The 13,802-nt window shown below is 53.6% G+C and carries 10 protein-coding genes; 9 read left to right on the top strand and 1 reads right to left on the bottom strand.

Translation table 11 applies throughout. The features are described from left to right. Positions 1-2: 2 nt before the first annotated feature. The 4 genes from araD (at position 3) to rluA (ending at position 6,838) form a co-directional block, all read left to right on the top strand. A complete protein-coding gene (gene araD, locus AC6EMZ_RS13900) occupies positions 3-698 on the top strand; it encodes an L-ribulose-5-phosphate 4-epimerase (RefSeq protein WP_498403109.1) in 696 nt (231 codons plus the stop codon). A 75-nt stretch (positions 699-773) separates the two neighbouring features. Beyond that, positions 774-3,131: a DNA polymerase II gene (gene polB / locus AC6EMZ_RS13895; protein WP_498403108.1), complete on the top strand. Its 2,358-nt coding sequence runs from the start codon at positions 774-776 to the stop codon at positions 3,129-3,131. A 128-nt stretch (positions 3,132-3,259) separates the two neighbouring features. Then, on the top strand, positions 3,260-6,166 hold the full coding sequence (gene rapA / locus AC6EMZ_RS13890; RefSeq protein WP_498403107.1) for an RNA polymerase-associated protein RapA: 2,907 nt from the start codon (positions 3,260-3,262) through the stop codon (positions 6,164-6,166). A 12-nt stretch (positions 6,167-6,178) separates the two neighbouring features. Continuing rightward, on the top strand, positions 6,179-6,838 hold the full coding sequence (gene rluA, locus AC6EMZ_RS13885) for a bifunctional tRNA pseudouridine(32) synthase/23S rRNA pseudouridine(746) synthase RluA (RefSeq protein ID WP_498403106.1): 660 nt from the start codon (positions 6,179-6,181) through the stop codon (positions 6,836-6,838). Positions 6,839-6,870: 32 nt separating this feature from the next. On the opposite strand, the gene djlA is transcribed toward rluA, so the two are convergent. Beyond that, entirely contained in the window at positions 6,871-7,686 is an 816-nt protein-coding gene (djlA, locus tag AC6EMZ_RS13880) for a co-chaperone DjlA (RefSeq protein WP_498403105.1), read from the bottom strand. A gap of 240 nt (positions 7,687-7,926) precedes the next feature. Here djlA and lptD point away from each other — a divergent pair, with 240 nt between their 5' ends. The 5 genes from lptD to apaG are packed head-to-tail and all read left to right on the top strand — an operon-like array spanning position 7,927 to position 13,800. After that, on the top strand, positions 7,927-10,275 hold the full coding sequence (gene lptD / locus AC6EMZ_RS13875; protein ID WP_498403104.1) for an LPS assembly protein LptD: 2,349 nt from the start codon (positions 7,927-7,929) through the stop codon (positions 10,273-10,275). A gap of 53 nt (positions 10,276-10,328) precedes the next feature. Continuing rightward, entirely contained in the window at positions 10,329-11,615 is a 1,287-nt protein-coding gene (gene surA, locus AC6EMZ_RS13870; RefSeq protein ID WP_498403102.1) for a peptidylprolyl isomerase SurA, read from the top strand. Further along, the gene (pdxA, locus tag AC6EMZ_RS13865) at positions 11,615-12,601 is read left to right on the top strand and encodes a 4-hydroxythreonine-4-phosphate dehydrogenase PdxA (RefSeq protein WP_498403101.1); all 987 of its coding nucleotides are present in this window, start codon (positions 11,615-11,617) and stop codon (positions 12,599-12,601) included. Before surA ends, pdxA begins: the two co-directional genes overlap by 1 nt. Then, positions 12,598-13,419 (top strand): 16S rRNA (adenine(1518)-N(6)/adenine(1519)-N(6))-dimethyltransferase RsmA, encoded by an 822-nt coding sequence (rsmA, locus tag AC6EMZ_RS13860; RefSeq protein WP_498403100.1) that lies wholly within the window; start codon positions 12,598-12,600, stop codon positions 13,417-13,419. The genes pdxA and rsmA overlap by 4 nt, the downstream gene beginning before the upstream one ends. Before the next feature lie 3 nt (positions 13,420-13,422). Beyond that, positions 13,423-13,800, top strand: coding sequence for a Co2+/Mg2+ efflux facilitator ApaG/CorD (gene apaG, locus AC6EMZ_RS13855; protein ID WP_498403099.1), 378 nt, complete (start codon positions 13,423-13,425; stop codon positions 13,798-13,800). Positions 13,801-13,802: the final 2 nt, after the last annotated feature.

Below are 13,802 nucleotides of genomic sequence, written 5' to 3'. Positions count from 1 at the left end.
GCATGCTAGAAGATCTTAAACGTCAGGTACTTGAAGCCAATCTGGCCCTGCCAAAACATAACCTGGTCACGCTGACCTGGGGCAACGTGAGCGCCGTCGATCGCGATCAAGGGGTGTTCGTGATTAAGCCTTCAGGCGTCGATTACACGGTGATGACCGCGGACGATATGGTGGTGGTCAGCCTTGCCACTGGCGAAGTGGTCGACGGGAAGAAAAAGCCCTCATCCGATACGCCTACGCATCGCCTGCTTTATCAGTCATTCCCATCCATTGGCGGCATTGTGCATACTCATTCTCGCCACGCCACCATCTGGGCGCAGGCCGGGCAGTCGATCCCCGCCACCGGGACCACTCATGCGGATTATTTCTACGGCACTATTCCCTGCACGCGTAAAATGACCGACGCCGAAATCAACGGCGAATACGAGTGGGAAACGGGCAACGTGATCGTCGAAACCTTCGAAAAACAGGGTATCGATGCCGCACAAATGCCGGGTGTGCTGGTTCACTCCCACGGACCATTCGCATGGGGTAAAAACGCCGAAGACGCGGTACATAACGCTATCGTGCTGGAAGAGATCGCTTACATGGGGATTTTCTGTCGCCAGCTATCGCCGCAACTGCCGGATATGCAGCAAACGTTGCTGGATAAACATTATCTGCGCAAGCACGGTGCGAAGGCCTATTACGGGCAGTAAGGCTGTATATAAACCCAGCATAAAAAACGAAACCAGGCTATAATCAGGCCTGGTTTTGTTTTATGGGATAACGGCGTGGCGCAGACGCAAGAAGGCTTTTTACTGACCCGACACTGGCGGGATACGCCTCAGGGAACTGAGGTGGAGTTCTGGCTTGCGACGGACAACGGCCCGCTGAACGTAACGCTGCCACCGCAGGAGTCCGTCACATTTATCCCTGAGCAGTATCGTGAACAAACCCAGCAGGTCCTGAGCGGCGAAAAAGGCTGGCGTATCGCATCGCTTCAGCTCAAAGATTTTCAGCGCCAAGCCGTATTTGGGCTTTACTGTCGCGCCCACCGCCAGCTTATGCGCTACGAAAAGCAGCTGCGAGAAGCGGGCATTAAGCTGTATGAAGCCGACATCCGCCCGCCAGAACGTTTTTTGATGGAGCGCTTTATCACTGCGCCCGTCTGGGTCGACGGCACGCCGCAGGGCAATAAACTCATTAACGCCCGACTTAAGCCTAACCCTCATTATCGCCCGCCGTTGAAGTGGGTTTCTCTGGATATTGAAACCACGCGTCACGGCGAGCTGTACTGCATCGGCCTTGAAGGCTGCGGGCAGCGCGTGGTTTACATGCTTGGGCCACCTAATGGCGATGCCTCTGGGCTTAACTTCCAGCTTGAATACGTCAACAGCCGTCCGCAGTTGCTCGAAAAGTTAAATCAGTGGTTTGCCGATCACGATCCGGACGTCTTAATCGGCTGGAACGTGGTGCAATTCGATTTGCGCGTATTGCAAAAACACGCCGAACGCTATCGTATTCCCCTGATGCTCGGGCGCGGCAACAGCGAGCTGGAATGGCGTGAACACGGTTTTAAAAACGGGGTATTCTTTGCTCAGGCGAACGGGCGAGTGATTATCGACGGTATCGACGCGTTAAAATCTGCCTTCTGGAGTTTCTCCTCGTTTTCACTGGAGTCGGTCTCGCAGGAACTGCTTGGCGAAGGTAAATCCATCGACAATCCCTGGGATCGTATGGATGAAATCGACAGGCGCTTCAATGAAGATAAACCGGCGCTGGCGACCTATAACCTCAAAGACTGCGAACTGGTCACCCGCATATTTCATAAAACAGAGATCATGCCCTTCCTGCTTGAGCGCGCCACCGTTAACGGCCTTGCCGTCGATCGGCACGGCGGTTCCGTGGCGGCGTTTGGGCACCTCTACATTCCGCGCATGCATCGCGCGGGATATGTCGCGCCCAATCTTGGCGAAGTGCCGCCACAAGCCAGTCCTGGCGGGTATGTCATGGACTCGCGTCCAGGTCTGTATGACTCGGTACTGGTGCTGGATTACAAAAGTCTGTATCCGTCGATTATCCGCACGTTTCTTATCGATCCCGTAGGATTGGTTGAAGGCATGGCGCAGCCGGACGACGCGCATAGCACCGAAGGTTTCCTGGGCGCGCGGTTCTCTCGCGATAAAAATTGCCTGCCGGACATTGTCACGCAAATCTGGCACGGTCGCGAAGAGGCGAAGCGTCACGGCAACAAACCGCTTTCTCAGGCGCTAAAAATTATCATGAACGCCTTTTACGGGGTGCTTGGCACCAGCGCCTGCCGCTTCTTCGACCCGCGTCTGGCATCGTCGATTACCATGCGTGGACACGAAATCATGCGCCAGACCAAAGCGCTGGTGGAGTCTCAGGGCTATGACGTCATTTACGGCGATACGGACTCCACCTTCGTCTGGCTTAAAGGCGCGCACAGCGAAGCAGACGCCACGGAAATCGGCAAAAAACTCATCGCCTTTGTGAACGACTGGTGGCAAAACCATTTGCAAAAAGAGCGGTTAACCAGCGCGTTAGAGCTGGAATTTGAGACTCATTTCAGCCGTTTTTTAATGCCCACCATCCGCGGGACCGAGCAGGGCAGCAAGAAACGTTACGCTGGATTAATCCAGGAAGGCGAAGCTCAGCGCATGGTATTCAAAGGCCTGGAGACCGTGCGCACCGACTGGACACCGCTGGCACAGCAGTTCCAGCAAACGCTGTATTTGAAAATTTTTCGCCGCGAGCCGTATCAGGACTATGTTCGTGAAACCATTGCCAGCCTGATGGCGGGTGAGCTTGATAGCCAGCTCATTTATCGCAAACGCCTGCGCCGCCCGCTGGCAGAATACCAGCGCAATATTCCACCTCATGTCCGCGCCGCAAGACTCGCCGATGAAGAAAATGTGCGTCTGGGCCGCGCTCAGCAATATCAAAATCGTGGAACGATCAAATACGTCTGGACCACGAGCGGACCGGAGCCGATGGATTATCAGCGTTCACCGCTGGACTATGAACACTATCTGACGCGCCAGCTCCAGCCCGTGGCGGATGGAATTTTACCCTTCATGGACGATGATTTTGCTACACTAGTGACAGGTCAACTTGGGCTATTTTGACGCGTGACGAAAGCGTCTCCATCCAGTACCATAGCGCCCTTTCCATTCCCGGACCCTTTTTCGATGGCCGTCATTCTGCGACGGCGGTCGAACTATTGCCTGCAATTAAAGATTAGAGCCGAACAACTATGCCTTTTACACTTGGTCAACGCTGGATCAGCGATACGGAAAGCGAACTCGGATTAGGAACAGTAGTGGCGCTGGATGCGCGAATGGTCACTATTATGTTCACTGCAACCGGCGAAAATCGTCTGTACGCACGCAATGACTCCCCTGTTACCCGCGTGATGTTCAACCCAGGCGACATCGTTACCAGCCACGAGGGCTGGCAGCTGAAGATTGAAGACGTAAAAGAAGAGAATGGATTGCTCGCTTATACCGGTACGCGCCTCGATACCGATGAGACCAACGTCATGCTGCGTGAAGTGCTGCTTGATAGTCGTCTGGTATTCAGCAAGCCACAGGATCGCCTGTTCGCCGGTCAAATTGACCGTATGGACCGCTTCTCGCTGCGCTACCGCGCGCGTAAATTCCAGAGCGAACAGTATCGTATGCCGTGGAGCGGCCTGCGCGGTCAACGCGCTAGCCTGATCCCGCACCAGCTGAATATTGCTCACGACGTGGGCCGTCGTCATGCGCCTCGCGTGCTGCTCGCCGATGAAGTTGGCTTAGGTAAAACCATTGAAGCAGGCATGATCCTGCATCAACAGCTGCTCTCCGGTGCCGCCGAGCGCGTGTTGATCGTCGTCCCGGAAACGCTGCAACACCAGTGGCTGGTTGAGATGCTGCGTCGTTTCAATCTGCGTTTCTCTCTGTTTGATGATGAACGCTATGCAGAAGCCCAGCACGACGCCGACAACCCGTTCGAAACCGAACAGTTGGTGATTTGCTCTCTGGACTTCGTGCGTCGCAGCAAGCAGCGTCTTGAGCATCTTTGCGATGCCGAGTGGGACATCCTCGTCGTCGATGAAGCGCACCACCTGGTCTGGAGCGAAGACGCCCCAAGCCGTGAATATATGGCGATTGAACAGCTGGCAGAGCGCGTACCGGGCATCCTGCTGTTGACCGCAACGCCTGAGCAGTTGGGTCTGGAAAGCCACTTTGCGCGTCTGCGTCTGCTCGATCCAAATCGTTTCCACGATTTTGAACACTTCGTTGAAGAACAGCAGAACTATCGTCCTGTGGCCGATGCCGTTGCCCTGCTTCTGGTAGGCAAACATCTTTCGAATGATGAACTCAACACCCTGAGCGATTTGATCGGCGAACAAGATATCGAGCCGTTGCTGCAAACCGCAAACAGCGACCGTGATGGCGCAGACGCTGCCCGTCAGGAGCTGGTCTCGATGCTAATGGACCGTCACGGCACCAGCCGCGTGCTGTTCCGTAACACCCGTAACGGCGTGAAAGGTTTCCCGAAACGCGAGCTGCATACCATCAAGCTGCCGCTGCCGACTCAGTATCAGACGGCAATTAAGGTTTCCGGGATTATGGGCGCGCGTAAAAGTGCCGAAGAACGTGCGCGCGACATGCTCTATCCGGAACAGATTTATCAAGAATTTGAAGGCGATAGCGGAACCTGGTGGAACTTCGATCCGCGCGTTGAGTGGCTGATGGGTTACCTGACCGCTCACCGCTCCCAAAAAGTACTGGTGATCTGCGCCAAAGCAGCGACCGCCCTCCAACTGGAGCAGGTGCTGCGCGAGCGTGAAGGTATTCGCGCTGCCGTGTTCCACGAAGGTATGTCGATCATTGAACGCGACCGCGCTGCGGCATGGTTCGGTGAAGAAGACAGCGGCGCGCAGGTGCTTCTGTGTTCCGAAATCGGTTCTGAAGGTCGCAACTTCCAGTTTGCCAGCAACCTGGTGATGTTCGACCTGCCGTTTAACCCGGATCTGCTTGAGCAGCGTATTGGTCGTCTGGACCGTATTGGTCAGGCGCACGATATTCAGATCCACGTTCCGTTTTTGGAGAGAACCGCCCAGTCCGTACTGGTGCGCTGGTTCCACGAAGGGCTGGACGCATTTGAACATACCTGCCCGACCGGACGCACGATTTACGATCAAGTACATAGCGATTTGATTGGCTACCTGGCCTCGCCAGAAAACACCGACGGTTTTGACGACTTGATCAAAACCTGTCGTGAGAAGCACGATGCGCTGAAAATTCAGCTGGAACAAGGTCGCGACCGTCTTCTGGAAATCCACTCTAACGGCGGCGAAAAAGCGCAGGCGCTGGCAACGTGTATCGAAGAGCAAGATGACGATACCAGCCTTATTAGCTTTGCGATGAACCTGTTCGATATCGTTGGGATCAACCAGGACGACCGTGGGGAAAACATGATCGTCCTGACGCCGTCCGATCATATGATGGTACCTGATTTCCCTGGTCTGCCGGAGGATGGTTGCACCATTACCTTCGAGCGTGAGGTGGCGCTTTCTCGCGAAGACGCTCAGTTCATTACCTGGGAACATCCGCTGATTCGTAACGGTCTGGATCTGATTCTTTCTGGTGATACCGGCAGCAGCACCATTTCATTACTGAAAAACAAAGCGTTGCCGGTAGGTACGTTGTTGCTCGAACTGATTTACGTGGTTGAAGCACAAGCACCGAAGCAGTTGCAGCTTAACCGTTTCCTGCCCGCCACGCCGGTACGTCTGATGCTGGACAAAAACGGCACTAACCTGGCGGCTCAGGTTGAGTTCGAAAGCTTTAACCGTCAGCTGAGCGCAGTCAACCGTCATACCGGCAGCAAGCTGGTGAACGCGGTACAGCAGGAAGTCCACGCCATTTTGCAGCAGGGTGAAGCGCAGATCGAGAAAGCCGCCCGCGCGCTTATCGATGCCGCGCGTACCGAAGCAGACGAAAAACTGTCCGCTGAGCTGTCTCGTCTGGAAGCGTTGAAAGCGGTTAACCCGAACATTCGCGACGATGAGCTGGCAGCGATTGAAAGCAACCGTCAACAGGTGCTGGAAAGCCTGGATCAGGCGGGCTGGCGACTGGATGCACTGCGTCTGATCGTTGTGACGCATCAGTAAACGGAGCGCGATATGATCATGGAGACCTACAATCCGCCAACAGAACCCTGGCTGGTCATTCTGTATCAGGATGAGCACATCATGGTGGTCAACAAGCCGAGCGGCTTGTTGTCGGTCCCTGGACGCTTGGAAGAGCACAAAGACAGCGTGATGACGCGCGTTCAGCGCGATTATCCCTTAGCCGAATCCGTGCATCGTCTGGATATGGCCACCAGCGGCGTGATTGTAGTGGCTCTGAATAAAGCGGCCGAGCGTGAGTTAAAAAGGCAGTTCCGCGAGCGCGAGCCGAAAAAACAGTATATCGCGCGTATTTGGGGACACCCGGAGAAAGCAGAAGGTCTGGTTGATTTACCGCTGATATGCGACTGGCCGAATCGACCAAAGCAAAAGGTGTGTTTCGAAACCGGAAAAGCCGCACAAACCGAGTATGAAGTGCTGGATTACGCACCGGATAACACCGCGCGCATTCTGCTTAAACCAATCACCGGGCGTTCGCATCAGCTGCGGGTCCATATGCTGGCAATGGGCCATCCGATTTTGGGGGATCGCTTTTACGCGACGCCAGAGGCGCTGGCGATGGCACCGCGTCTCCAGCTTCATGCTGAAATGCTGACCATTACCCATCCGGCTTATGGTAACGCGATGACGTTTAACGTTCCCGCAGACTTTTAATATCCGCCCGGCATTGCCGGGCAGATACCTCACTACTTGAAGCCTTTCTGTTCTTTAATCAGTTCGTACGCTTTCTGGATGTCCTGCGCTTTCTGCTTCGCCATCTCCATCATTTCTGGTGGTAAACCTTTCGCCACCAGCTTATCCGGGTGATGCTCGCTCATCTGCTTACGGTAAGCACGTTTGATGGTGGTCGCATCGTCGGTCGGCTTCACGCCGAGGACGTTACAGGCATCTTCAAGCGTTGGTCCACGCTGCGTCTGTTGCCATCCACCGCCCGCCGACTGCTGCTGATAACCGCCGCCAAACTGCGCCCCGCCCTGCATCATGCGCAGGAACTGGTCAAACTGCATCCGTGAAATACCCAGCTCTTCTGCAATCACATAGAGTACGTCACGTTCATTGGGATGCAGCGAACCATCGGCAAATGCAGCCTGGATTTGGATTTCCAGAAACATCTTAATTAAATCAAACCGTCCGAAACAAATGCTGCGGAACTGACGCATTTTTTCTCGCAGCGGATAGTTATCTGCCTTACCGATACGAAATGCATTTTGCGCCGCGACGCGAGAATCGCCGTGCAGGTTCATCCGATCCATAAAAACGCTGGCTATCTGAATGTCTGCTTCGGTAACCCGTCCCTTCGATTTGGTTAAATGCCCCATCACTTCAAAAGTGGTCGAGAAGAAAAGCGCCTGACGCTCACGCTGGTTGGCAAACCAGGCCATTTTGCGGCTGCGAGCTTTATCAAACATATGGCCGATAATGAGGCCCAATACGATGCCCCAAAATCCTGCGCCCATCACTAAAGCGAATGCGACGCCAATTATTTTACCCCAATACTGCATATACTCCCCGGATGGTCATGTTCCTGGTCCGACGCAACTCCATCATCTCAGTGGTCTAGCCACGGTCAATTGAAGGACATCGCCTATAATTTGCATTATCATACTCGTCATTCGATCGCGAGCCTAACACTCTGGCTCGCAAACGGGCAGGATTAACGCTGGCACTGCGCTGATGAGTAAGATAGTCTCTGACCGTTTGCCAGCGTAACGCCACTGATGATGGAACAATAAATACAACGTATGAAAAAACGTATCCCCACCCTCCTGGCCACAATGATTGGTGCAGCCCTGTATAGTCAACCAGGGCTGGCGGCCGATCTCGCCTCGCAATGTATGCTTGGCATCCCAAGTTTTGATCGCCCGTTGGTGCAGGGTGATACGAACAGCTTGCCTGTCACTATTACTGCCGACAATGCAAAGGGTAATTACCCTGATAATGCCACCTTTACGGGCAACGTCGACATTAACCAGGGCAATAGCCGCCTCCAGGCAGATGAAGTTCAACTTCACCAAAAGCAGCCCGACGGCGAAGCGGTGCCGGTTCGAACGGTGGATGCGCTTGGGAATGTGCACTATGACGACAATCAGGTCATCCTGAAAGGTCCGAAAGCCTGGTCAAACCTGAATACAAAAGATACCAACGTCTGGGAAGGTGATTACCAGATGGTGGGTCGTCAGGGTCGCGGTAAAGCGGATCTGATGAAACAGCGCGGTGAAAACCGTTATACCATTCTGGAAAACGGTACCTTTACGTCCTGCCTGCCGGGTTCAAATACCTGGAGCGTGGTGGGGAGTGAAGTCATCCATGACCGCGAAGAGCAGGTTGCGGAGATCTGGAATGCGCGCTTTAAACTTGGCCCGGTGCCGGTTTTCTATAGCCCTTATTTGCAGTTGCCGGTTGGCGATAAACGTCGTTCGGGCTTCCTGATCCCGAATGCCAAATACAGCACCACGAACTATTTTGAGTTCTACCTGCCGTATTACTGGAACATCGCGCCCAACATGGACGCCACGATTACGCCGCACTATATCCATAAGCGCGGCAATGTCATGTGGGAAAACGAATTCCGTTACCTGACTCAGGCGGGTACGGGCCTGATGGAACTGGATTATTTGCCGTCGGACAAAGTCTATCAGGACGAGCATCCCACCGAAGGCGATCGCCACCGCTGGTTGTTCTTCTGGCAACATGCCGGGGTGATGGATCAGGTATGGCGTTTTAACGTCAACTATACCAAGGTCAGCGATCCCAACTATTTCAATGACTTTGACTCCAAGTACGGTTCAAGTACCGACGGTTATGCCACGCAAATTTTCAGCGCCGGCTACGCGGTTGAAAACTTCAACGCGACGGTGTCTACCAAGCAATTCCAGGTCTTTAACACCCAAACGAACAGCACTTACGGCGCTGAACCACAGTTGGATGTTAACTGGTATCAGAATGACGTTGGCCCGTTTGACACCCGTGTATACGGCCAGGCCGTGCATTTTGTGAATACCAATTCCAATATGCCAGAAGCCACGCGTCTTCACCTTGAGCCTACGATCAATTTACCGTGGTCCAACAACTGGGCAAGCCTGGATACAGAAGCCAAGATGATGGCCACGCATTACCAGCAGAAAAATGTGGACTGGTATAACAACCGCTATGGCACCGATCTTGAAGACTCGGTCAACCGCGTTCTTCCGCAATTCAAGATGGACGGTAAGCTGGTCTTCGAACGTGAGATGAATTGGGCGGAAGGTTATACTCAGACGCTGGAGCCACGTATGCAGTATCTTTACGTGCCTTATCGCGATCAGAGTAAAATCCAGAACTACGACTCTTCGCTTCTGCAGTCAGACTATACCGGCCTGTTCCGCGATCGCACCTATGGCGGTCTCGACCGTATTGCTTCAGCAAACCAGGTGACCACTGGCGTGACAACGCGCGTTTATGATGATGCTGCCGTTGAACGTTTTAACGTTTCTGTTGGTCAAATCTATTACTTCACTGAATCTCGTACCGGTGATGACAATATTAACTGGGAGAAAGACAACAATACCGGGTCACTGGTATGGGCCGGTGATACTTACTGGCGCATGACCGATCGTTGGGGCCTGCGTGGTGGGCTGCAATACGATACGCGTCTGAATAACATTGCTACGAGCAGCACCTCTGTGGAATATCGTCGCGATGAAGACCGCCTGGTTCAGCTAACCTACCGCTATGCCAGCCCGGAATACATCCAGGCGACACTGCCCAACTATGCGACGGCCGAACAGTACAAAGATGGCATTTCACAAGTGGGCGGCGCTGCAAGCTGGCCTATTGCCGATCGTTGGTCGGTGGTCGGTGCGTATTACTTTGATACCAACACCAGTAAACCCGCAGACCAGATGGTTGGCTTGCAATATAACTCCTGCTGTTACGCGATTCGCGTTGGCTATGAGCGCAAGCTTAACGGTTGGGATACGGCAAACAGTCAAAGTAAATACGATAAGGTCATTGGCTTTAATATCGAATTACGCGGCCTGAGTTCCAACTACGGTCTGGGCACTCAACAGATGCTGCGTTCGAACATTCTGCCGTACCGTAGCTCCTTGTAATGTGCTTGATTTACCACGTAATCCGCTTTGCGGTTAATTGAAATGGAAAAAGTATGAAGAACTGGAAAACGCTGCTGCTCGGTTTCGCCATGGTTGCGAATACCAGCTTCGCCGCGCCACAGGTTGTTGATAAAGTCGCCGCCGTTGTGAACAACGGCGTAGTTCTTGAAAGCGACGTTGATGGTTTGATGCAGTCTGTGAAGCTCAACTCGGGCCAGGCAGGTCAGCAACTTCCGGATGACGCGACGTTGCGCCATCAGATCCTGGAGCGTCTGATCATGGATCAGATAGTCCTGCAAATGGGTCAGAAATTGGGTGTGAAGGTCACTGACGAGCAGCTCGATCAGGCGATCGCTAACATTGCAAAACAGAACAACATGACCGCCGATCAGATGCGCAGTCGTCTGGCCTACGATGGCATCAGCTACGCGACATACCGTAATCAGATTCGCAAAGAGATGCTGATTTCAGAAGTCCGAAACAATGAAGTCCGTCGTCGTGTCACGATCCTGCCACAGGAAGTGGATCAGTTAGCGAAGCAGGTTGGCAATCAGAACGATGCCAGCACCGAGCTGAACCTAAGCCACATCCTGGTTCCGCTGCCGGAAAACCCAACCTCCGATCAGGCTGCCGAAGCAGAAAGCCAGGCACGTTCTATCGTTGAGCAGGCGCGTAACGGCGGAGACTTTGGCAAACTGGCTATTACCTACTCTGCTGACCAGCAGGCCCTGAAAGGCGGCCAAATGGGTTGGGGTCGTATTCAGGAGCTGCCGTCCATCTTTGGTCAGGCACTGAGCACGGCGAAGAAAGGCGATATCGTCGGTCCTATCCGTTCAGGCGTGGGCTTCCACATTCTGAAAGTGAACGATTTGCGTGGGCAGAGCCAGAGTATCTCCGTTACGGAAGTACACGCTCGCCACATCCTGTTGAAACCGTCGCCAATTATGAGTGACGATCAGGCTCGCGTTAAGCTGGAGCAGATCGCTGCGGATATTAAGAGTGGTAAAATCTCGTTTGCAAACGCTGCGAAAGAGTACTCTCAGGATCCAGGCTCTGCAAACCAGGGTGGCGATCTCGGCTGGGCGGCTGCGGATATTTACGATCCTGCCTTCCGCGATGCATTGATGAAGCTGAATAAAGGCCAAACGAGCGCACCGGTGCACTCGACCTTTGGCTGGCACCTGATTGAACTGCTGGATACCCGCAACGTCGATAAAACCGACGCCGCGCAGAAAGACAAAGCTTACCGTATGCTGTTTAATCGTAAGTTCTCTGAAGAAGCGGCGACCTGGATGCAGGAACAACGCGCCAGCGCCTACGTGAAAGTTCTGAGCAACTAATGAAACAACATCGTGTTGTTATCACTCCCGGCGAACCCGCCGGGATTGGTCCAGACCTCGTCGTCCAACTCGCCCAGCGTGATTGGCCGGTGGAACTGGTTATCTGTGCTGATGCAACACTGTTACAAGACCGAGCGAAATTGCTCGGTCTTCCGTTAACGCTCCTGCCCTATCAGCCCGACCATCAACCCGTTCCGCAGCGAGAAGGGACGTTAACGCTTCTCCCTGTTTCGCTTCGTGCTCCGGTTATGCCAGGACAGCTATGTACTGAAAACGGACACTACGTGGTCGACACGCTGGCTCGCGCCTGCGATGGCTGTCTGAGCGGCGAATTCGCCGCGCTGATTACCGGTCCGGTGCACAAAGGTGTTATCAACGAGGCGGGCATTCCCTTTACCGGGCATACCGAGTTTTTCGAAGCTCGTTCTCACAGCGATAAAGTCGTGATGATGCTGGCAACGGAAGAGCTACGCGTCGCACTGGTCACTACCCATCTGCCGATCAAAGCGATCTCAGAAGCCATCACGCCGGAATTGCTGCGTGAAATCATCACCATTTTGCATCACGATCTACGCACAAAATTCGGCATTCCGTCGCCGCATGTCCTGGTGTGTGGTTTGAATCCGCACGCTGGTGAAGGCGGCCATATGGGCACCGAAGAGATCGACACCATTATCCCGGTGTTGAATGAAATGCGCGCCAAAGGGATGAACCTCAGCGGGCCGCTGCCTGCCGATACCCTTTTCCAGCCCAAATATCTTGAAAATGCAGACGCCGTGCTCGCGATGTACCACGATCAGGGTCTGCCCGTGCTAAAATACCAGGGCTTTGGCCGTGGCGTGAATATCACGCTGGGCTTACCTTTTATTCGAACGTCCGTTGACCATGGTACTGCACTTGATTTAGCAGGACAGGGTAAAGCGGATGTCGGCAGTTTTATTACGGCGCTTAATCTCGCCATCAAAATGATTGTTAATACTCAATGAATACTAGAGTCCATCAGGGCCACTTAGCCCGCAAACGCTTCGGGCAAAACTTCCTTAACGATCGATTCGTTATTGAAAGCATCGTTTCTGCCATCAACCCTCAGAAAGGCCAGGCGATGGTCGAAATCGGTCCCGGTCTTGCCGCGTTGACTGAGCCAGTAGGTGAACGTCTCGACGAAATGACCGTTATCGAACTGGACCGCGATCTTGCCGCGCGCCTGCAAACGCATCCGTTCCTCGGTCCTAAACTGACGATTTATCAGCAAGATGCCATGACCATGAATTTCGGCGAGCTGTCTGAAAAGCTCGGTCAACCGCTGCGCGTCTTTGGTAACCTGCCGTATAACATCTCCACGCCGCTGATGTTCCACCTGTTTAGCTATACTGATGCCATTGCGGACATGCACTTTATGCTGCAAAAAGAGGTGGTCAACCGTCTGGTTGCAGGGCCAAACAGTAAGGCGTATGGTCGACTAAGCGTGATGGCGCAATATTATTGCAACATCATTCCGGTGCTAGAAGTGCCGCCGACGGCCTTTACGCCAGCACCGAAAGTGGATTCTGCGGTTGTGCGTCTGGTTCCGCATGCCGTCATGCCGCATCCGGTCAAAGAGCTTAAAGTACTGAGCCGCATCACGACAGAAGCGTTTAATCAGCGTCGTAAAACGATTCGTAACAGCCTCGGTAATACCTTTACCGTCGACGTGTTAACGGAATTGGGCATCGACCCGGCCATGCGCGCAGAAAACATCTCTGTTGAGCAGTACTGTAAGTTAGCTAATTACATCAGCGATAATGCCCCGCCGAAGGAGAGCTAAGCCATGATTGATTCGCCCCGCGTATGTGTTCAGGTGCAAAGCGTCTATATCGAGTCTCAGTCCACACCGGACGAAGAACGTTTTGTTTTTGCTTACACCGTGATCGTTCGCAATCTGGGGCGGATGCCTGTGCAACTGCTTGGGCGTTATTGGCTTATCACTAACGGCAATGGCCGTGAAATCGAAGTTCAGGGTGAAGGTGTGGTGGGAGAACAACCCCACATCGATCCCGGCGAAGAGTTCCAGTACACCAGTGGTGCAGTTATCGAAACGCCGATGGGTACCATGCAGGGCCATTATGAAATGGTCGATGTAGACGGCAACACCTTCCGTGTTGCTATTCCTGTTTTCCGCCTGGCTGTTCCTACATTTATCCATTAAAA

This window comes from Enterobacter sp. SCRI0065 (assembly GCF_059766475.1).
The sequence above is the reverse complement of the archived record's forward strand: the minus strand, read 5'-3'. Positions and strand labels throughout refer to the sequence as shown.

Coding starts and splice junctions, on each gene's coding strand:
- djlA (WP_498403105.1), bottom strand. CDS start 7,686: ATGCAGTATTGGGGTAAAATAATTGGCGTCGCATTCGCTTTAGTGATG.
- rluA (WP_498403106.1), top strand. CDS start 6,179: ATGATCATGGAGACCTACAATCCGCCAACAGAACCCTGGCTGGTCATT.
- rapA (WP_498403107.1), top strand. CDS start 3,260: ATGCCTTTTACACTTGGTCAACGCTGGATCAGCGATACGGAAAGCGAA.
- apaG (WP_498403099.1), top strand. CDS start 13,423: ATGATTGATTCGCCCCGCGTATGTGTTCAGGTGCAAAGCGTCTATATC.
- pdxA (WP_498403101.1), top strand. CDS start 11,615: ATGAAACAACATCGTGTTGTTATCACTCCCGGCGAACCCGCCGGGATT.
- lptD (WP_498403104.1), top strand. CDS start 7,927: ATGAAAAAACGTATCCCCACCCTCCTGGCCACAATGATTGGTGCAGCC.
- rsmA (WP_498403100.1), top strand. CDS start 12,598: ATGAATACTAGAGTCCATCAGGGCCACTTAGCCCGCAAACGCTTCGGG.
- surA (WP_498403102.1), top strand. CDS start 10,329: ATGAAGAACTGGAAAACGCTGCTGCTCGGTTTCGCCATGGTTGCGAAT.
- araD (WP_498403109.1), top strand. CDS start 3: ATGCTAGAAGATCTTAAACGTCAGGTACTTGAAGCCAATCTGGCCCTG.